14 protein-coding genes are annotated in these 19,977 nt (G+C 67.7%); 5 read left to right on the forward strand and 9 right to left on the reverse strand.

The annotated features are described in order from the left end of the window. Positions 1-21: 21 nt before the first annotated feature. The 3 genes from KIH78_RS04230 to KIH78_RS04240 form a co-directional block, all read right to left on the reverse strand. Positions 22-819 carry an amino acid ABC transporter ATP-binding protein gene (locus KIH78_RS04230; RefSeq protein WP_236034404.1) on the reverse strand — a complete coding sequence of 266 codons (798 nt, stop codon included), beginning with the start codon at positions 817-819 and terminating at the stop codon, positions 22-24. 89 nt (positions 820-908) lie between these two features. Further along, complete coding sequence (locus KIH78_RS04235; RefSeq protein WP_219131401.1) at positions 909-1,466, reverse strand: YbaK/EbsC family protein; 558 nt, start codon at positions 1,464-1,466, stop codon at positions 909-911. Between the two features lie 174 nt (positions 1,467-1,640). Continuing rightward, positions 1,641-2,531 (reverse strand): hypothetical protein, encoded by an 891-nt coding sequence (locus KIH78_RS04240; RefSeq protein WP_219131402.1) that lies wholly within the window; start codon positions 2,529-2,531, stop codon positions 1,641-1,643. Between the two features lie 100 nt (positions 2,532-2,631). Between KIH78_RS04240 and KIH78_RS04245 the strand changes: the two genes are divergently transcribed. Next, positions 2,632-3,273 (forward strand): response regulator transcription factor, encoded by a 642-nt coding sequence (locus tag KIH78_RS04245; protein ID WP_219131403.1) that lies wholly within the window; start codon positions 2,632-2,634, stop codon positions 3,271-3,273. Here the strand turns inward: KIH78_RS04245 and KIH78_RS04250 are convergent. Continuing rightward, positions 3,203-3,958 (reverse strand): hypothetical protein, encoded by a 756-nt coding sequence (locus KIH78_RS04250; RefSeq protein ID WP_219131404.1) that lies wholly within the window; start codon positions 3,956-3,958, stop codon positions 3,203-3,205. The two genes, KIH78_RS04245 and KIH78_RS04250, sit on opposite strands and share 71 nt — an antisense overlap. A gap of 371 nt (positions 3,959-4,329) precedes the next feature. Between KIH78_RS04250 and KIH78_RS04255 the strand changes: the two genes are divergently transcribed. Further along, complete coding sequence (locus KIH78_RS04255; protein WP_219131405.1) at positions 4,330-5,943, forward strand: ATP-binding cassette domain-containing protein; 1,614 nt, start codon at positions 4,330-4,332, stop codon at positions 5,941-5,943. A 53-nt stretch (positions 5,944-5,996) separates the two neighbouring features. Here KIH78_RS04255 and aspS read toward each other — a convergent pair whose 3' ends face one another. After that, positions 5,997-7,796, reverse strand: coding sequence for an aspartate--tRNA ligase (aspS, locus tag KIH78_RS04260; RefSeq protein ID WP_214311022.1), 1,800 nt, complete (start codon positions 7,794-7,796; stop codon positions 5,997-5,999). 53 nt (positions 7,797-7,849) lie between these two features. Further along, positions 7,850-9,229, reverse strand: coding sequence for a histidine--tRNA ligase (hisS, locus tag KIH78_RS04265; protein WP_219131468.1), 1,380 nt, complete (start codon positions 9,227-9,229; stop codon positions 7,850-7,852). Between the two features lie 98 nt (positions 9,230-9,327). On the opposite strand from hisS, the gene KIH78_RS04270 reads away from it, so the two are divergent. Then, positions 9,328-10,767, forward strand: coding sequence for a DUF349 domain-containing protein (locus tag KIH78_RS04270; RefSeq protein WP_214311023.1), 1,440 nt, complete (start codon positions 9,328-9,330; stop codon positions 10,765-10,767). Positions 10,768-10,906: 139 nt separating this feature from the next. Here KIH78_RS04270 and KIH78_RS04275 read toward each other — a convergent pair whose 3' ends face one another. After that, positions 10,907-12,634, reverse strand: coding sequence for a bifunctional metallophosphatase/5'-nucleotidase (locus tag KIH78_RS04275; RefSeq protein WP_214311025.1), 1,728 nt, complete (start codon positions 12,632-12,634; stop codon positions 10,907-10,909). 228 nt (positions 12,635-12,862) lie between these two features. Here KIH78_RS04275 and KIH78_RS04280 point away from each other — a divergent pair, with 228 nt between their 5' ends. Continuing rightward, the gene (locus KIH78_RS04280; protein WP_420830113.1) at positions 12,863-14,584 is read left to right on the forward strand and encodes an acetolactate synthase large subunit; all 1,722 of its coding nucleotides are present in this window, start codon (positions 12,863-12,865) and stop codon (positions 14,582-14,584) included. 95 nt (positions 14,585-14,679) lie between these two features. Here the strand turns inward: KIH78_RS04280 and KIH78_RS04285 are convergent, their stop codons facing one another. Beyond that, positions 14,680-17,274, reverse strand: coding sequence for an ATP-dependent Clp protease ATP-binding subunit (locus KIH78_RS04285; RefSeq protein ID WP_236034406.1), 2,595 nt, complete (start codon positions 17,272-17,274; stop codon positions 14,680-14,682). A 133-nt stretch (positions 17,275-17,407) separates the two neighbouring features. Between KIH78_RS04285 and KIH78_RS04290 the strand changes: the two genes are divergently transcribed. Next, positions 17,408-18,388, forward strand: a complete 981-nt coding sequence (locus KIH78_RS04290; protein ID WP_236034407.1) for a universal stress protein — start codon at positions 17,408-17,410, stop codon at positions 18,386-18,388. 113 nt (positions 18,389-18,501) lie between these two features. On the opposite strand, the gene KIH78_RS04295 is transcribed toward KIH78_RS04290, so the two are convergent. Further along, positions 18,502-19,977, reverse strand: a complete 1,476-nt coding sequence (locus KIH78_RS04295; protein WP_219131407.1) for a DUF3027 domain-containing protein — start codon at positions 19,975-19,977, stop codon at positions 18,502-18,504.

The raw sequence follows: 19,977 nt of genomic DNA on the forward strand, positions 1-19,977 counted from the left end.
CCCGAATCAGCGGGTCCGGCGTCAGTGGGTGAGGATCTTCGAGAGGAAGTCCTTGGCGCGCTCGGTCTTCGGATGCTCGAAGAACTCGTCGGGCGTGCTCTGTTCGAGGATCTGGCCGTCGGCCATGAACACGATGCGGTCCGCGGCCTTGCGCGCGAAGCCCATCTCATGGGTGACGCACAGCATGGTCATGCCTTCGTGGGCGAGTTCGACCATGACGTCGAGCACCTCGTTGACCATCTCCGGGTCGAGCGCGGAGGTCGGCTCGTCGAAGAGCATGACCTTCGGGCGCATGGCGAGCGCGCGGGCGATGGCGACGCGCTGCTGCTGGCCGCCGGAGAGCTGGGACGGCATCTTGTTGGCCTGGGAGTCGACGCCCACGCGGGCGAGCAGGTCCATGGCGAGACGCTCGGCCTCCTTCTTGTCCATGTGGCGCACCTTGATGGGCGCGAGCGTCACGTTCTCGAGGATGGTCTTGTTGGCGAACAGGTTGAAGGACTGGAACACCATGCCCACTTCGGCCCTGAGGTTGGCGAGCTCCCTGCCTTCCTGGGGCAGGGCCTTGCCGTCGATGCGGATGTCGCCGGAGTCGATGGTCTCGAGGCGGTTGATGGTGCGGCACATGGTGGATTTGCCGGATCCGGAGGGTCCGACGATGACGAGCACCTCACCCTTGTTGACGGTGAGGTTGATGTCCTTGAGGACGTGCAGATCGCCGAAGTGCTTCTCGACGTGGGTCAGCTCGACGAGCGGACGGCCGGGCTCGTCGCCCGGGACCAGCGGCGCCACGGGGCGCGTTTCTTCTTGTTTCTCTGACATGGGAGGTCAGTATAACGGCACCGTGTTACCGGCGAACTACCAGCCGGACATCAGGAGTTCACTATGTGGGACGGACCGGCCTCGTCCACTCACCGCACGGGGCGCGGCTTGCCCAGTCCGGCCACGAACCGCACGCCGGGGATGTCCGCGAAGATGGATCCCTCCACCACGAGTTTCGAGGGGCGGATGCCGCTGCCGAGATACAGCTTCGGGATGGACAGGATGTGCTGGTCGACGAGCAGCGGCCACGTCTCCGGCAATCCGATCGGCGACATGCCGCCCGATTCCATGCCGGTCGCCTCGACCGCGTCCGCGATCGGCGCGAAGCTCACCTTCGACACCTCGAGCGTGTGCTTCACCACGCCGTTGAGGTCGGCGCGCGTGTCGGCCGTGACGAACGCGGCGGCGAATTCGGGCGGCGCCTTGCGGGTCTTGTGCGTGTGGACGACGACCACGTTGCCGGTGACGGCGAACGGCACGCCGTATTTCGGGCACCACAGGTCGGTGTCCGATTCCTCGTCCGTGTTGATGGTCACGCCCAGGATCTTCGATTCGGGCACGCCCGCCGCCACCAGCGCGTTCAGCCTGTCGAACACGGGCTTGGCGAGCAGGTCGCCGTCATGCCAGTCGAGAATCTCCAAGGTCATAGGTCCCCCTTCATGTCGTCCGTCACGGCCCGCTCGCGTCGGGCCCGTACGTCCCGCCCAGCTTAGCGACGCCGCGTCCTGCCACGCCGCCAAGCCCATAGGAATCATCTATGACCGGCTCAATCCCCGGACGTCCCGGTTCCCGATTCTCCGATATCGGAAATCGGGAACCGGTCACCCATTCGCCGGCGTGAACTCGCCGTCGATGAGGTGGTGGATCCGTCCGTCGGTCCCTTGATAATGCCGTTTCGCGTCGTCTTCGACGCCTTGCCGCATCGGCGCGCTGGACGCGTCCGACCCGTCGTGCGGCATCATCAGGAACATGCGTTGGGCGAGATCCGTCCAGTCGGCGCCCCGGATCTCCGACGAGGACACGCCTCCGGCCTCGTGCAGCGCCGTCAGCCGCGTCGCGCCGTCCGACACGTCGAGGTCGGCGGTCCACGTCGATTCGCCGCCGGAGTCCATGACGATATGGTCGCCTTCGAGCGACCGGTAGAACTCCTCGCCGAACGCGTAGACGTACGCGTGCACGACGTCGCCGTCGCGCGTCCAGTCGAGGATGCGCACGCGGGAGAACGACCGCGGGTCCTCCCCCACGCGCTCGGAAACGCATTCCCCGCCGTCGTCGGTCGAGGAGCCGCAGTCCGTCACGTACCCGCCGTCGTCCAATCGCGACGACATGTCAGCAAGTCCGCGACGTTCCAGTTCGTCCGTGACGGCGTCGACCGCCTTGCGCACGTCGAACGGCGGCTCGGCGACCGCACCCGGTCCGAGGCCGGCGTGCGCGTAGCCGTTCCCGTCGTCGAACCGGACGACCGACGCGCCGTACCACAGTCCGCGATAGTCGGTCCGGACGCCGCCCTCGACCGCACGCGATGAACGCAACGCGAACAGGGGCGCCCGTCCGGTCATCCAGCGGTGCGCGTCCACGCCGGCGCAGCCCACGAGCGCGATGGCGAGCGCCAGCACGGCCGCGATGGCGAGCGCGACGGCGCGTTTCCGGCCATGGCCGTGGGAACCGTTCCCACGATTCCTGGCGATGGTTCCGTTGGTCCCGTTATTCATGACGCACCTCCCGTCGTTGTCTGTCATGCCTCCAGTATCGAAGGACGGAGGCTTCCGGACAACGCCGCATACAGATTTCCTGTACGCGATAATGGAGGTCATGACGACGATCGCGATTGTGGACAACGACCTGTTCGCGCTACGCATGCTCGCGCGGACGATCGGGCGGGCGCTGCCCGGCGCACGCATCCTATGGACGGCGACGACCGGCGGCGCGGCGGTCCATCATTGCCTCGGCGAGGATGAGGCCGTCCCGGACGTGCTCGTCATGGACATGTCCCTGACGGACATGGACGGCGCCGAGGCGTGCCGGCGCATCCGCGAAGCGTCGGCACGGCCGGCGATGCTCACGATCACCTCGTACTCGCCGAACCACTACCGTCGCATGGCCGCGGACGCCGGCGCGCAGGGTCTCGTCGGCAAGGACGCGACGCCGCGCGAGCTTGCCGACGCCGTCCGTCTGGTCGCCGGCGGCACGCCGATGGAGGGATTCCGCACGGCGGACGCCGCGTACGCGGCGATGTCGGAGGCCGCCGGGCGCAACGCGGCGCTGTCCGCACGGGAGCGGCAGGTGCTGGAACGATACGCGCGCAACCGTTCCACGGAGGAGATCGCCGACGAACTCGGCATCCGCCCGTCGACCGTGTTCGTGGTCATGCGGCGAGCGCGGCTCAAACTCGGCGCTTCGTCCCGCGCCGAGGCGATCCGTCTGTTTCTGGGCGAGGACCGGCGTCGTCCATAGGATGCCGCACGTCCGCGTCCGACGCGTCGAGCGTGTCGATCGCCTGATATGTGGCGGTCATCGCATGGCGGATCATGTCGCGGATGCCGCGCAGCTCCGCCGATTGGCGTTCGTCGAAACCGAACCCTTCCGAGTCGAGGTCGGCATTGATGCGCATGACCGCGTTCGCCAGATCGTTGGTGGCCCGGTCGTGCAGCGTGGCGGCCACGCGTTCGCGTTCGCATCGGCGCCGTGCACGCTCCCGGGCATGCAGCCGGTCCGACTGCCAACGCGAAAGGACGGCGATCAGCATCGCGCACATGAGGTAGGCGAACGCGATGACCGCCGAATCGGAGACGCCGAACCCGAACAGGACCCTGCGGTCGACGAGCAGCGCGGTCGCGGCGAGCGCCGATACGAGCACGGCGGCCCAGCGGCCGTCCCTCCAGATGATCATGACGGCCGGCACCATGGCGATGAGGAACGAGTACGACATCGGGAACGGCGAGACGAGTCCGACGCAGGTGACCATCGCGACCAGCCATGCGCCGGTGCGCGGACGGGCCGCCAGCACGGCGAGCGAAGCGATCGCGACCAACGGCATCAGCAGATATGACATGTGGAACACTGCCGGCCAGCGCAGTGCGGCCTCGACGACGACGCAGACGGCGATCACAACGCAGACAACGAGTAAGCGGTTCCTCATAGGCCCATTATCGGTCATCCCGGTTCCCGGTTTTCGGGACGTGAAAAGACGGGAACCGGCGCCCGGTCAATTCCCCCGTGTACGATGACCCGCGACGTACAGACGGGGTCTCCCATATGCCAAGAGGCCCGAATGAAAGGAACGAAGTACATTGCGCCTGTGAAGGATGACGGTAGTGCAGCGGAACCACGCGCCGAAGCGTGCCGCCGCGCGTCATCCATCAGCGGCCCGATGCCCCTCCCGCGACCACGATTCCTCGTGGTGTGTGATGCCGGATGCGCATGCCGGGACGTCGGCCGCCGAATCCCATAGGTTCCCTACCGTCGTCATCGCCCGATCATCACAGCACGCCGAAACGAAAGGCGTGACTCATGCAACCATTCATCCTCACCCTGACGGGCGTCACCTTCACCTATCCGGATGCTCCGAAACCGTTGTTCGCCGGCATCTCCGCGTCGTTCCCACACGGCTGGAGCGCGGTGCTCGGCGACAACGGCATCGGCAAATCCACATTGATGGCCATCGTACGCGGAGCGCTGCGCCCCGACGGCGGTACCGTCTCCCCCGATCCGAAACGACTGATCGTCGGATACTGCCCGCAGGATGTCGCGGACGCCCCGGCGAATCTCGACGATTTCGCGGCCGACTGGTCGCCCGAGGCGATCGCACTGCGCGACGACCTCGGACTCGGCGACGACTGGCCGTACCGGTACGGCACGCTCTCCGGCGGCGAGCGTAAGCGTCTGCAGATCGCCTGCGCGCTCGCCGGACGGCCTGACGTACTGATCCTCGACGAGCCGACCAACCACGTCGACGCGGGGACACGCGGCCACATCATCGCCGCGATGCGCCGGTATCGGGGCATCGGCATCGCCGTATCGCATGACGTGGCGCTCATCGACGCGACGTGCGACCGGTGCATAGTGCTTTCGCGCCGGCATGTCGGTACGCGCAACGTGACCGTCGCCGACACGTATCCCGGCGGGTACACGCAGGCCGCGCGACTGATGGACGCGCGCGACGTCGCCGATGCGTCCGTCCTGGACGCGGCCCGGCGCGAGACCGCACGGTTGGAGTCGGTCAAGGCGCGACGGTCCGCGGACGTGCGGCGTCTCGACGCCGCCAAGCGGGGCGGCCGGCGCATCGACCCGAAGGACCATGACGCCCGGGCCGCGCTCAAGTACGGCCGACCGACGATCGGCGCCGCGACGACCCGGCAATACACGCAGCTCGACGGGCGCCTCGACGCGGCGCGCCGGCGCGCGGAGGGCCTCACGACCGCGGCGAAACGATATGAAGGCGACATCTGGCTCGACATCGAGCCGAGTCGTCGACGCGAGCTCGTGCGGCTCGAACCGGGCGTGATCCGGTTCGACGGACGGAACGTCACGGATCTCGACGCGTCCGAGTTGTCCCGCGCCGCCGTCTCCGGCGATCGGATCAGGTTGTCGCCGCCCGCTGACGGCATTACGGCCACAGGGCTCGCGATCCCATTGATTTCGATCGGGGCGCAGGACCATGTGGCGGTGACCGGGCCGAACGGGACCGGCAAATCGACGCTGCTGCGTGCGATGCTCGCCCATGCCGCCGACGTGCCGCGACTGGTCATTGCACAGAACACGGACCATACCGACGCCGTCCGAGCGCTGGAGCGGTTGCACGCGCTGCCGTCCGAAGGCCGGGCGCGCGTGCTCGGCGCGTACGCGCGGCTCAACGCCGACCCCGACCGGCTGCTCGCGGACGGCGAGCCGTCGCCCGGGGAGCTGCGCAAGCTGCTGCTGTGCCTGGCGTTGCCTGCCCGGCCGCAGCTGATCGTCATGGACGAGCCGACAAACCATCTGGACCTGTCGTCCAGGCAGGCATTGGCGAAGTTATTGGCCGATTACCCGGGCGCGCTGGTCGTCGCCTCCCATGATGGGTGGTTCCTCGAACGGGTGTTCGGTTCCCGATTCCCGGGGCGCGAGAATCAGGAACCGACAAGATAGCAAAAAGGGCGGAACCACATGGGTTCCGCCCTCCTCAACCGATATGGGGACGATCAGTCCTCATCCTCGTCCGGGTCGTAGTCGACGCCGGTCTCGGCACGCTGCTCGGCCGAGATCGGGGCCGGGGCGCCGGTCAGCGGGTCACGGCCGCCGCCCGCCTTCGGGAAGGCGATGACGTCGCGGATCGTGTCGGCGCCGGCGAGGATCGACACAGTGCGGTCCCAGCCGAGGGCGATGCCCGCGTGCGGCGGGGCGCCGTACTTGAAGGCCTCGAGCAGGAAGCCGAACTTCTCCGCGGCCTCCTCGGAGCTGATGCCGAGGACGTTGAGGACGCGGTCCTGGATGTCGTCGCGGTGGATACGCACGGAACCGCCGCCCATCTCCTCGCCGTTGCAGACGATGTCGTAGGAGTCGGACATGGCGTGCTCCGGATCCTGGTCGAACTTGTCGATCCAGTCCTTGGACGGCATGGTGAACGGGTGGTGCATGGAGGTCCACTTGGAGTGGCCGACCGCCACATCGTCGTCGTCCGGATCGTCGGTGCGCTTGAACAGCGGGAAGTCGACGACCCACGTGAACGCGAACTTCTTCGGGTCGAGCAGGCCGGCGCGGGAGGCGAGCTCGACGCGCACGGCACCCAGCAGCAGCTGGGAGGACTCGCGGGAGCCGGCGGCGAAGAACACGGCATCGCCGGGCTCGGCGCCGACGGCCTCCATGAGGCCGGCGCGCTCCTCATCGGACAGGTTCTTGGCAACGGGGCCCTTGAGCTCGCCGTCCTCGGTGAAGGACACGTACGCGAGACCCTTGGCGCCGCGCTGCTTGGCCCACTCCTGCCACGCGTCGAACTGGCGGCGCGGCGTGGAGGCGCCGCCCTTGAACAGGACCGCGCCCACGTAGGGGGCCTGGAACACGCGGAACGGCGTGTCCTTGAAGTACTCGGTGAGCTCGATGAGCGGGTTGCCGAAGCGCAGGTCCGGCTTGTCGGAGCCGTACTTGTCCATGGCGTCCTGCCAGGTGATGCGCGGCAGCGGCAGCGTGACCTCGTAGCCGGCGGTCTTCCAGATGGCGGCGATGACCTTCTCGGCCATGGCCATGACGTCCTCCTGGTCGACGTACGCCATCTCCATGTCGAGCTGCGTGAACTCGGGCTGGCGGTCGGCGCGGAAGTCCTCGTCGCGGTAGCAGCGGGCCAGCTGGTAGTAGCGTTCGACGCCGGAGACCATGAGCAGCTGCTTCAGGAGCTGCGGGGACTGCGGCAGCGCGTACCAGGAGCCGGGCACGAGGCGGGCCGGCACGACGAAGTCGCGGGCGCCCTCCGGGGTGGACTTGATGAAGGTCGGGGTCTCGACCTCGGTGAAGTCCATGTCCTCGAGCGCGTGGCGGGCGGCCTTGGCCATGTCGGAGCGCAGCTTCAGGTTGTGCTGCATGGACGGGCGGCGCAGGTCGAGGTAACGGTACTTGAGGCGGATGTCCTCGCCGGGCAGCTTGTTCTCGGACTCGTTCTCCAGGGCGGTGGACACCTGGAACGGCAGGGCGTCGGACTTGGCGAGGATCTCGATGCTCTCCGCCACGACCTCGATCTTGCCGGTGGCGAGGTGCTCGTTCTCGTTGCCCTCCGGACGCAGGCGGACCTCGCCGACGACCTGGATGACGAATTCGCTGCGCAGCGGGCGGGCCATGTCCTCGTCGTAGATGACGACCTGCACGAGACCGGTGGAGTCGCGCAGATCGATGAAGGCGACGCCGCCGTGGTCACGGCGACGGTCGACCCAACCGGCGAGGGTGACCTTCTGGCCGACCAGGGCCTCGGTGACCTCGGTGGCGTGGTGTGTTCTGTAAGCCGTCTGGCTCATGCTTCCTCTTTCAATGTTGACGACGTTGGTTTCCATGCGTTCCGGCGCGGAAATCAGCCGATGACAACGGTTTGCCGGGCATTAACAGTATCCGGCTCCCACGACGTGGCGTCGGCCGGGGCCTGGTCGCCGGTGACGATGTCCTTGACCTCGTCGCCCGCGCCGTCCTGGCCGGGGAACCACACGTACGGGATGCCGAGCTTGTCGGCGTACTTGATCTGCTTGCCGAGCTTGGCGGCGGTGGGGGCCACGTCGGCCGCGATGCCGCGCGAGCGCAGCGTGTTCGCAATGCGGTTGGCGCCCGCGCGCTCCTCCTCGTTCCACACGGCGACCAGCACGGAGGCCGGGGAGACGCGGCTGGCGTGCGCTCCGGCGGTGTGCAGCATGTAGCTCACGAGACGGCTCAGGCCGATGGACAGGCCCACGCCCGGGTACTTGCGGCTGCCCTGGCTGGCGAGGTTGTCGTAGCGTCCGCCGGAGCAGATGGAGCCGAGCGAGGCGGCGCCGTCGAGGAACGTCTCGTAGACGGAACCGGTGTAGTAGTCGAGTCCGCGCGCGATCTTGAGGTCGGCGATCACGGAGCCGGGGCGGATGGCGGCGGCCTCGTCGACGATCATCGCGAGCGTGTCGAGACCCTGGCGGGCCAGCGCGTACGCCTCGGAATCGGAGGCGATGCCGTGGCCCGCGCACAGCGCGTCGAACTTCGAGGCGAGCTCGGCGCCGTCGGCCGCGGTCAGCTCGGCGAGCTCGAGGCAGGCCCTGGCCTGCGCCTCGGACGCGCCGCACTCCTCGACGAGAAGCTTCGCGACCTCATCGGCGCCGATCTTGTCGAGCTTGTCGATCTCGCGCAGCACGCCCTCGATGTCGGTAAGTCCCAGCCCGCGGTAGAAGCCCTCGGACAGCTTGCGGTTGTTCGCGTGCACGGTGGCCTTGGGCAGGCCGAACGCGCGCAGGCGCTCCAGCGCGGAGACCATGACGAGCGGCAGCTCCACCTCGTAGTGGTCCGGCAGGTCGCCCTGCCCGATCACGTCGATGTCGGCCTGGACGAACTCGCGGTAACGGCCCTCCTGCGGACGTTCGCCGCGCCAGACCTTCTGGATCTGCCACCGCTTGAACGGGAAGGCGAGCTGGCCGGAATGCTCGACCACGTACCGGCTCAGCGGCACGGTGAGGTCGAAGTGCAGGCCGAGCCGCTCCTCGATCGGGGTGTCGGACTCGTGTCCGACCTCCTGCAGACGGGACAGCAGGTAGATCTCCTTGCTGGTCTCGCCCTTCTTCAGCAGGGACGCCCCGGTCTCGACGGCACGGGCCTCGATGCCGAGGAAGCCGTTGAGCTCGAAAACTTCACGGAGCGTGTCGATGACACGCTGCTCCACAACGCGTTCAGAGGGGAGCCACTCTGGAAATCCTGAAATTGATGCGCCTTTAGCCACGGAATCAATATAATAGGTGAGGGTTGCGTCAAACATCACGGTTCCACCGGGGATGTCGGCACGCATCGCACACACTTCCAAGCTGTAAGGAGCTGGCCATGGCCGACGAAAACGTCACCGAACCCGAGAACACCACCGAGACCACCGAGCAGGCAGCGACGCCCGCCGTGGAGAAGGCCGTACCCGCGGCTCCCAAACCCTCCGCCATGCCGAAGCCGCACGCGCCGTCCCCGGCCGCGTTCGCGAGGAAGGCTCCCGCCGCCCACGTGTCCGCGCCGGCAGCGTCCGGCCACTCCGAGGCGGACGTGAAGGCGGCCGAGGCCTTCGGCCGCGTGGACGACAACGGCACCGTGTACGTGCGCGAGGGCGACGCCGAGCGCGAGGTGGGCCAGTTCCCGGACGTGTCGAAGGAGGAGGCGCTGGCGCTGTACGCCCGCAGGTTCCTTGACCTCAAGGCCAAGCTGGACGCGCTGGCCGTGCGTCTGAAGTCCCGCAACGTCAAGCCGCGCGAGATCGACGAATCGCTGAAGATGCTCTCCGAGGAGACCGCCTCCCCGGCCGTGGTGGGTGACATCGCCGCGCTGAAGGCGCAGCTCAAGGAGCTCGAGGCCGCCGGCGAGGCGAAGAAGGCGCAGATCGCCGAGGCGCGCAAGGCCGCGATGGACAAGGCCATCGCGGGCCGCACCGCCATCGTGGAGAAGGCCGAGGAGCTGGCCGCCTCGCTGGGCGACAACACGAACTGGCGCTCCACCGCGGACCGTTTCCGCGAGCTGTTCGACGAGTGGCAGGCCCACCAGCGCAACAACGTGCGCATCGACAAGAAGGACGCGGACGAGCTGTGGAAGCGTTTCTCCGCCGCCCGCACCACGTTCAACCAGGCGCGCCGCAAGTGGGCGCAGGCCCGCGACGTGGAGCGCAACGAGGCGAAGGCCGCCAAGGAGCAGATCATCGCCGAGGCGAACGAGCTGAAGGATTCCACCGCGTGGGGCGAGACCTCCCGCAGGTTCAACGAGCTCATGGACCGTTGGAAGCACGCGGGCCGCGCCGGCCGCAACGAGGACGACGCCCTGTGGGCCCGCTTCCGTGAGGCCGCGGACACGTTCTTCAACGCGCGTCAGGCGGACCGCGACCAGATCAGCTCCTCCGAGAAGGAGAACCTGGCCGCCAAGGAGGCGCTGCTCGTCAAGGCCGAGGCCCTGGTGCCCGTCTCGGACGAGAAGGCCGCCAAGCACGCCCGCCAGGAGCTCGCGAAGATTCAGGAGGAGTGGGACCAGATCGGTTATGTGCCGCGTGACGACATGCGTCGCATCGAGGGCCGTCTGGACGCCGTGGACAAGCAGATCAAGGCCGTCGAGGACGCTGCGTGGAAGCAGTCGGATCCCGAGGCCGACGCCCGCAAGTCCAGCTTCGAGGAGCAGCTCAACGCCCAGCTGGCCGAGCTGTCCGCGAAGATCGAGGCGGAGTCCGATCCGAAGAAGAAGGCGAAGCTCGAGGCCGAGAAGGCCACGAAGGAGCAGTGGCTCAACGCGGTGAAGTGATTCCCGCGGGAGGGATTCGCACCGCACAGGCGCGGATTCCTCCATCATGACGGACAAGGCCCCTGTCCGGTTCATTGAACCGGACAGGGGCCTTCGTGTTGTGTAAGCCCACGGAACGGGCATGCGGAATGACGCGCCGCTACGCGAGCTCCGTCCCGGTGGCCGGCGCGTCGTTCCGCACGGCCGGATGCCGGCGCAGGTAGGCGGCCAGCGCGTCGCCGTACCCTTCGTCGAACTCGTGGTAGTCGCTGCCCGTGCGGAAGGCGGTGTACCGGTCACCGCCCTGCAGCAGGAACGAGTTGGCCGCGGCGATGACGATGTCGTCGTCTCCGATCGGCCTGCCGTCGACGCGCAGGTCGACGATGCGCACGTCGCCGGCGTCCCGCGCCGGCTCCCCGGATACGACGTCCGCCTCCCCGTCCGTCGAGTACCGGTAGGACACGTTGGAGGACACGCCGAGATGCGCCACGGCGAGCTTGCCGTCATGTCGCCTCCACTGTTGGGCGAGCACGGCCTTGAGTTCGCGTCCGGTGAGCGTGGTCTTCGCGACCTTGAACTGGAGGGCCATCATGCTGTCCACCTCGCGTCGGGTGATGACGCCGTCGCCGTCAAGGTCGAGGCTCCGTGTGCGCAGGCTGCCGTCGTTGGAGAATCCGACGACGGGGATGCGGTCCCCCGCGTAGGCGGCGCGTTGCACCGCCTCGCGCTCGGCGTCGGCGACGAGCGTGCCGAGCGCGTTCTCCCCGCTGCGGGACGCCTTGCCGAAGTAGGCGTGCTTCGCGATGGTGCCGACGACCTCGTTTCCGACGCGTTGCGATCCGGCCGCGGCGGCCTGGTAGACGTCGCGTGCGCGACGCACGCGTTCGGCGGGCGTTCCGGCCGATTCCCAGGCGGCCTGTTTCGCCCGCGCCACGCCGTCATCCCCGTTGAGGTCGATGACGCCGGGGACCGCGGATGCGGTGGTGCCGTTGCCGAGGTCCACGTCATTCACCGTCACACGCGCGTGCCGCCCTTTCCCCTCGATGACGAGGTCCTGCACGGCCATCTGCCGTCCGAAGCTGCCCGCTTCGATGATGGGCGCGCCGGCGGCGGTGCGCATCCGTTTGACGGCGTGGCTGTGGCCGGAGTAGACGAGGTCGACGTTGGAGTCGATGGCGGCGTCGCCGTGTCCCGCGGCGGCCGATGCGTCGGCGTGCAGGAGGACGACGACCGCGTCCGCTTCGCCGTTCGCCTCATCGCCGTCGCTCAGCTGGTCGGCGACGCGGTTGATGGCGTGCACCGCGGTCTCGCCGAGGTCGGCGTCGGCGGTGATGCGCGGCGTGGTGACGGCGCCGAGCGCGTCGGTGATGGCGCCGATGAAGGCGACCCGTTTGCCGCCGATCTTGCGGATGACGTAGTCCTTGACCCGGGAGAGCTTGCCGTGCGCGCTCTTGTTGCGTGCGGAGACGTTGGCGCACAGCCAGTCGATGCCGTTGGCGGGGTCGGCGATGCGGTCGTTGAAGTCGGCGACGCCCCTGTCGAGCTCGTGGTTGCCCATGGCGGAGATGCCCAGCCCCCACGTCTTGGCCATGTCGAGCGTGGGGCGGTCCTGCTCGTAGGCCGATTCGTACGGGCTGCCGCCGACCAGGTCGCCGGCGGACACGGCCACCATGCCGCCGGGATTATGGGATTCGGCGAGTTCGAATCCTTCCGCGTTGGCTTCGCCGCGTTCGATATGCCCGTGGAAATCGGTGATGTCCGCGACGGTGACGACGCCCGTGTTCCCCGGATCCGTTCCCGTCAGCGGATTCATGCCGTTCGATGCGAATGCGTTCGGCACGGTGACGGCCGCGACGGCCAGGATCGCCATGCCCGTGAGGACGGCCATCCGCCGTCCGCCGGCGTGACCGCGCCGGTCTGACTTCATCCTGCTCACGGCTGCCACGCTATGGCCGCCGGTTGAACGGACATGTCCGGGCAGCCTACGGGCAGGTGAACATCGGTGAATTCTTGCGACGGCCTCCGTGCGCGACCGTCTCCGGAAAGTCCGCCATGCGGACGGGTGTGACATGCCATGGACGCGAACCGCGCATGCCGACTGTTACACTTCCCTTCCGTGAATGCAGCATCTTCCGTATCCGAGCAATCGCCGGCGTCTTCGTCCCGGCCTGGGTCCCACGTCCGCACGGTGGCGGACCTGTTCGTCGAATGCCTCGTCAACGAGGGCGTCGACATCATGTACGGCATCCCCGGCGAGGAGAACATCCCGCTGATGGAGGCCATCGCCCGCGACGGGCGCATCCGCTTCGTGCTGACGCGTCACGAGCAGGGCGCCGGCTTCATGGCGGCCACGCAGGGCCATCTGACCGGCAGGCCGGGCGTGTGCCTGGCGACGCTCGGCCCGGGCGCGCTGAACCTGACGCTTCCGGTGGCGCAGGCGAACGCGAGCACGGTGCCGCTGGTGGCGATCTGCGCGCAGGGCAACGTGACGCGTCTGTACAAGGAGTCGCATCAGATCGTGGACCTGGTGTCCGTGTTCCGGCCTTTGACGCAGTGGACGTCGATGGTGATGGAGCCGGCGTCCGTGCCGGAGATGGTCCGCAAGGCGTTCTCGATCGCGCAGCGCAACCGTCCGGGCGCGACCTGCCTGATCCTGCCGGAGGACGTGGCCGAGATGCCGGCGCCCGAGGGCGCGAGGCCGCTGCCCCTGCCGAACCCGATGAGCTTCGCCCCCACGCCGGACACGATCGAACGCGCGGTGAGCATCATCCGCGGCGCGAAGCACCCGATCATCCTCGCCGGCAACGGCGTGGCGCGCGGCCATGCGGAGAACCGTCTGCTCGCCCTGGCCGAGCAGCTCAACGTGCCGGTGGCCACGACGTTCGAAGGCAAGGGCGTGATCTCGGACCGCATCCCGCTGGCGTTGGGCGTGGTCGGCTTCATGCGCCACGACTACGAGAACTTCGCGTTCGACGAGGCGGACCTCATCATCGCGGTCGGCTTCTCGATCCAGCAGTTCGATCCGAAGAAGATCAATCCGAACGACGACAAGACGATCATCCACATCAACACGTTCATCGAGGACACGGACGCGCATTATTCGACGGCCCTGAACATCATGGGCAACATCGACGCGACCCTGTCCGCGCTGGTCGACGCGCTGCGGCGCCAGCGTGTGACGTTCGGCGTGTCCCATCCGAAGATCCACGAGCTGCTGACGGACGAATACGAGTCCTACACGCAGGACGATTCGTTCCCGATGAAGCCGCAGCGCATCGTCGCGGACACGCGCCGGGCCATGGAGACGGACACGGACATCGCACTGGTGGACACCGGCGCGTTGAAGATGTGGATGGCCCGCCTCTACCCCACCTACTATTCGAACACGTGCGTCATCGACAATTCGCTCTCCACCATGGCGTGGACGCTTCCCGGCGCGGTGGCGGCTTCGCTGGAGAACCCCGGGCGCCCGGTGCTCGCGGTGATGGGCGACGGCTCGTTCATGATGAACGTGCAGGAGATCGAGACCGCGGTGCGCGTGGGCGCGCGCATCGTGATCCTCGTGTGGGTGGACGAGGCGTACGGCCTCATCAAGTGGAAGATGGACCTGCATGACGGCAGCCACGAGTACGTGGACTTCAACAACCCGGATGTGGTGGAGCTGGGCATGAGCTTCGGCGCGAAGGGCCATCTCATCGAATCGGCCGACCAGCTCTACCCCACCCTGCGTGCCGCGCTGCGCTCCGGTTCGGGCATCGACATCATCGCCTGCCCGGTCGATTATTCCGAGAACATGAAGCTCATCGACAAGCTCGGCGAGGTGGACTTCTCCGGCTGACCGTCTTCCGGCGGCGCATACGATGAAGGGCTTCGGTTCCCCTTGGAACCGAAGCCCTTCATCCGTCTTCATGGCCGTTCGTCACGGCCGGGACGTCACTCCGCGTCGCCTTCCGCCGGAGCGTCACCGGACGCGGCGTCGGTGGCCGTCGCACCGACCAGCTCAGGCTGGCCGTCCCCCGCCGGGGATGCCGGAGCGTCTCCGTCCTTGGACGGCTCCTCGAACGTCTCGCCCTTGAAGGTGAACTCGCCGAGGATGCCCTCGCCCTCCGAATCGACGACCACGCGCTGGCCGTCCTTGAGGTCGCCCATGAGGATCTTCTCCGAGATGGCGTCCTCGATGTCGCGCTGGATCACGCGGCGCAGCGGACGGGCGCCGAGCAGCGGGTCGAAGCCCTTCTGTGCGAGCAGGTCCTTCGCCTTGTCGGTGAGCTCGAGCGACATGTGACGGTCGAACAGACGGTCGTTGAGCCGCTTGACGTCGAGGTCGACGATCTGGCGCACCTGCGGCTCGGTGAGCTGCTTGAACACGATGATGTCATCCAGGCGGTTGAGGAACTCGGGGCGGAACTGCTGCTTGAGCTCGGCGCTCACCTGCTCCTTCATGCGCTGGTAGCTGGACTCGGTGTTCGAGCCGAGGTTGAAGCCGGTGTTGGCGGCCTTGGCGATGTCGCGCGTGCCGAGGTTGGTGGTCAGGATGATGATGGTGTTCTTGAAGTCCACCTTGCGCCCCTGGCCGTCGGTGAGATGGCCGTCGTCGAGCACCTGCAGCAGCGTGTTGAAGATGTCCGGATGCGCCTTCTCGATCTCGTCGAACAGCACCACGGAGAACGGCTTGCGGCGCACCTTCTCGGTGAGCTCGCCGCCCTCCTCGTAGCCGACGTATCCCGGGGGCGCGCCGAACAGACGGGACGCCGCGTACTTCTCGGAGAACTCGGACATGTCCACGCGGATGAGCGCGTCCTCGTCGTCGAACAGGAATTCGGCGAGCGTCTTGGCCAGCTCGGTCTTGCCCACGCCGGTGGGGCCGGCGAAGATGAACGAGCCGGACGGACGCTTCGGGTCCTTGAGGCCCACACGGGTGCGGCGGATGGAGCGGGACAGCGCGGACACCGCCTCGTCCTGGCCGATGATGCGCTTGTGGAGCTCCGCCTCCATGTTGAGCAGCTTCTTCGACTCCGCCTGGGTGAGCTTGACGACCGGGATGCCGGTGGTGGAGGAGATGACCTCGGCGATCACATCCTCGTCCACGACCATCTTCACGTCGGATTCGCCCTCGTGCCAGGCCTTCTGCTTCTCCTTGAGCTCGGACTGCATGGTCTCGAGGCTGTCGCGCAGGGAGGCGGCCTTCTCGAAGTCCTGGTCCTTGACGGCCTGCTCCTTCTCGGCGGAAATCTTGGCGATCTTCTGGTCGAGCTCCTTGAGTTCGGGCGGCGTGGTCAGGCGCTTGATCCTGAGGCGTGCGCCGGCCTCGTCGATCAGGTCGATGGCCTTGTCCGGCAGGTTGCGGTCCTGGATGTAGCGCGCCGACAGCTCGGCGGCGGACTGGAGCGCACCGTCGGTGATGGTCACGTGGTGGTGGTTCTCGTAGCGTCCGCGCAGACCCTTGAGGATCTCGATGGTCTCGGCCACGGTGGGCTCGTGCACCTGGATGGGCTGGAAGCGGCGCTCGAGGGCCGCGTCCTTCTCGATGTACTTGCGGTACTCGTCCGTGGTGGTGGCGCCGATGGTCTGGAGCTCGCCGCGCGCGAGCATCGGCTTGAGCATGTCGGAGGCGCCGAGCGCGCCGTCCGCCGAGCCGGCGCCGACGATGGTGTGGATCTCGTCGATGAACAGGACGATGTCGCCGCGGGTCTTGATCTCCTTGAGGACCTTCTTCAGACGCTCCTCGAAGTCACCGCGGTAGCGGGAGCCGGCCACCATGGAGCCGAGGTCCAGCGAGTACACCTGCTTGCCCTTGAGGGTCTCGGGCACGTCGCCGGCCTGGATCTTCTGCGCGAGGCCCTCGACGACGGCGGTCTTGCCGACGCCGGGCTCACCGATGAGCACGGGGTTGTTCTTGGTGCGACGGGACAGCACCACCATCACGCGCTCGATCTCCTTGGAGCGGCCGATGACCGGGTCGAGCTTGCCTTCGGCGGCCTCCTGGGTGAGGTTGCGGCCGAACTGGTCGAGGATGGCGGAGCCGGACTTGTTGGCCTTGTCGGCCACGCCGCCGGCGTTCGCCAGATCGCCCTTGGCGTCGGCGGTGCCGGAGTTGCCGCGGATCATGTCGATGGTGGTGGAGCGCAGCTCGCCCAGATCGACGTCCATCTTGATGAGCACCTGGGTGCCGACGCCCTCGCCCTCGCGGATCAGGCCGAGCAGGATATGCTCGGTGCCGATGTAGCTGTGGCCGAGCTGCAGCGCCTCGCGCAGGCTCAGTTCGAGCACCTGCTTGGCGTGCGTAGTGAAGGGAATGTGGCCGTTGGATGTCGCGTTGCCCTTGCCGATCATCTCCTCGACCTGCTTGCGGGTGGCGTCCAGCTCGACGCCCTTGGCGGCGAGCGCCTTCGCGGCCACGCCCTCTCCTTCGCGGATCAGGCCGAGCAGAAGGTGTTCGGTGCCGATGTAGTTGTGCTGGAGAGACCTCGCCTCTTCCTGCGCCAACACGATCACGCGCCGCGCACGGTCTGTGAACCGTTCGAACATACTTGTCCTTCCTCAATTGACACTGTGCTTAACTCTAGCGATTCGCGGTGACGTTTGGCGCCCCGCGTCCCGATATTCCGCTATGGACGTACGCGGGAGGATATGCTGGGGGTATCAGTTCGTCAAGGAGGCAATGATGACCACACAGACATTCAATGCCGCGCCTGACGCCGACATCGTCGTCGGCGTGGACGGTTCGGACGAGTCGTTCGCGGCGCTGCGGTGGGCCATACGTGAATCGGCCCTCTCCGGTCGCCGGGTGAACGCGGTGTACGGCTGGACCCGGTCGTGGGACATGGGTGCGGAGCCGGACAGCGAGGAGGGCTGGGAACGCGTCCGCCGCGACATCGCGGCCCAGTTGCGCCGGTGGGTGGACGAGGCGTCGGAGGGGGGCGATTTCAATCCCGCCGACCTCACGCTCACGTCGGTGAAGGCCTCGGGCACCGCGGCGCTGCTGCAGATCGGCAGGGACGCGCGGCAGATCGTGGTGGGGCGGCGTTCGCTGGGTCCGGTGGCCCGCTGGTTCCTGGGGTCGCTGTCCGCGTCGCTCGCGGAGTCGGCCGAGGTGCCGGTCACGGTGGTGCGTCTGGCCGGCGGCGAGGAGGAGACGGTGACGGACGACATCGCGAACGCGTTGTCCCCTGTGGAGGAGAAGGTGCACTATCTGCCGAGCGAGGGCGTCGTGGAGGAGTCCCGCAGGCCGGTGGTGGTCGGCGTGGACGGGTCCGACATCTCACGTCGCGCGTTGGCGTTCGCCGCCGAGGAGGCGCGGCTGCATGACGCGCCGCTCCAGGTGCTGTTCTGCTGGCAGTTGAAGGATCTGGGCAGCGTCCCCGGGTATGAGCGCGCGGTGGCCCCGATCGAGGTGGGTCAGCGCCGTGCGGAGGAGATGCTTGCCGGCGTGCTGGCGGATACCCCGCTTCCCGAAGGCCTCGAGGTGGGGTCGCACGCGTTCCACATCAGCGCGTCGAAGGGGCTCGTCGCCGCGTCCCGGTACGCGAGCCATCTGGTGGTGGGGTCGCGTGGCCTGAGCGGTCTGGACGCGCACTTCCTCGGTTCGGTGTCGCGTCAGATCGTGAACTTCGCCGAGTGCACGGTCACCGTGGTCCACTGACGTCGTCCACGGGACGGATGCGTCCCCGATGATGAGTGGACCCCGCACCATCGTCCGATGGTGCGGGGTCCACTCGTATGCGCGCCGATGCGGCCGCGCCGTCCGTGACGCGCCTATTCGGCGGTGTCCGCGGATGTGCCGTCGTCCGGTTCGGCGCCGTCCGACGGTTCGGGCTCCGGACCGGCCTCGTCGGTCTCTTCACCGTCATCCGCATCCGGGGTCTCCCCCGTGCCGTCGTCCGCCGCAGGTTCCATCTCGGGAACGTCCGTCTCGGGAACATCCGTCGTGGCTTCGTCCGGCACGGACTCCTCCGGCTGTGCCGGTTCCGTTTCGGTTCCGTCCGACTCGGCCGTCTCCTGCGCCGCGCCGTTCGCCGTCGGTTCCGCCTCGGCGGCGTCCGTGGCGGTTTCCTCCGTCATGGTCTCCCCGGTCTCCGTCCCGGATTCGTCCGATGCCGGGGTTTCGGTTTCGTCCGTCGTGGCGGCGAGGTCGACGACCGCTTCGAGCTCCGGCTCGTCGTCCGGTTCCACGGTGTTGTCGGCGACGTCCTTGGAATCCGCGTCGATTTCGGTGTTCTCCTCGATGTCCTGTTCGGTGGCGACGTCCGTGTCGTTGTCGTCCTCCGCGTCGGCCTGCTCGATGAGTTCGACGGGCTCGCGCTCCTCGCGCGGCTGCTGGGCGATGATGTCGATGTGCAGGTCGTCGAAGGCGGGCTTCGACTGCACCCACAGGCGGCTGGGCTCCGGCGGATCGATCTCCGAATGTTCGCCGCAGCCGTGGTCGAGGGAGACCACGCGGCCGTCGTCGGGGCTCCACTTGTTGGCGCACACGCCGAACATGCGGTTGAGCTCGCCCTTGATCGGCACGAGGAATCCGCAGGTGGAGCACAGGTTGCCGGCGGCGGTCTTCGTGGACATGGCCTTGGGGCCCCTCGGCCCCTCATACCAGCGCTTGGCGGTCTGCGCCCGCCCCAGCTGGGACAGCACGTGGCGGCGGGACAGGTCGAATTCCTCGACGGCCTCGGCCTCGTCCTCCGATTCGTCCACGGCCGCCGTCACGGCGGCGTCCCGCTCCCCGTCGTCCTCGGGGGACGTTTCGGACGTCTCGTGGCCGTCCCCTTCGGAAGCGTCCTCGCCGGACGTCGCGTCCTGCGCGTCCTGCGCGGCGTCATCGGCGGCGGCGTCCGCGACGGGTTCGGTCCTGCGGAAGCCGTCCTCGAGTCTCGGATCGTCCGGATCGGTGCCGATGGAATCGGTGGGTGCCAGATCGGTGGGCTCCAGCCGGTCCTTCCACGGCACCCATGCGGGAGGCATGAGCGCGTCGTCGGTGGGGATGAGCGAGGATTCGTTCACCGTCCAGTCGCCGAGTTCCACGTCATGGTAGAGCGTGACCGACCATTGCCATCCCTCATAGCCGCGCACATGCGCGGCGAGACGGAAATCGGTGACTCCGTCGCCGAGGTCGATGGCGTCGATCACATCGCCGACCTGTTCGGGTTCCTCGGCCACGGACAGCGCGGTGGCGCGGGCCAGTTCGCGCGGGTCGACCGACGGCGTCCCGTCTTCGCTGATTGCGGTGTTGTCGCTCAT

Origin of the sequence: Bifidobacterium saguinibicoloris, assembly GCF_019331725.1 — a bacterium.
GTDB lineage: Bacteria > Actinomycetota > Actinomycetes > Actinomycetales > Bifidobacteriaceae > Bifidobacterium > Bifidobacterium saguinibicoloris.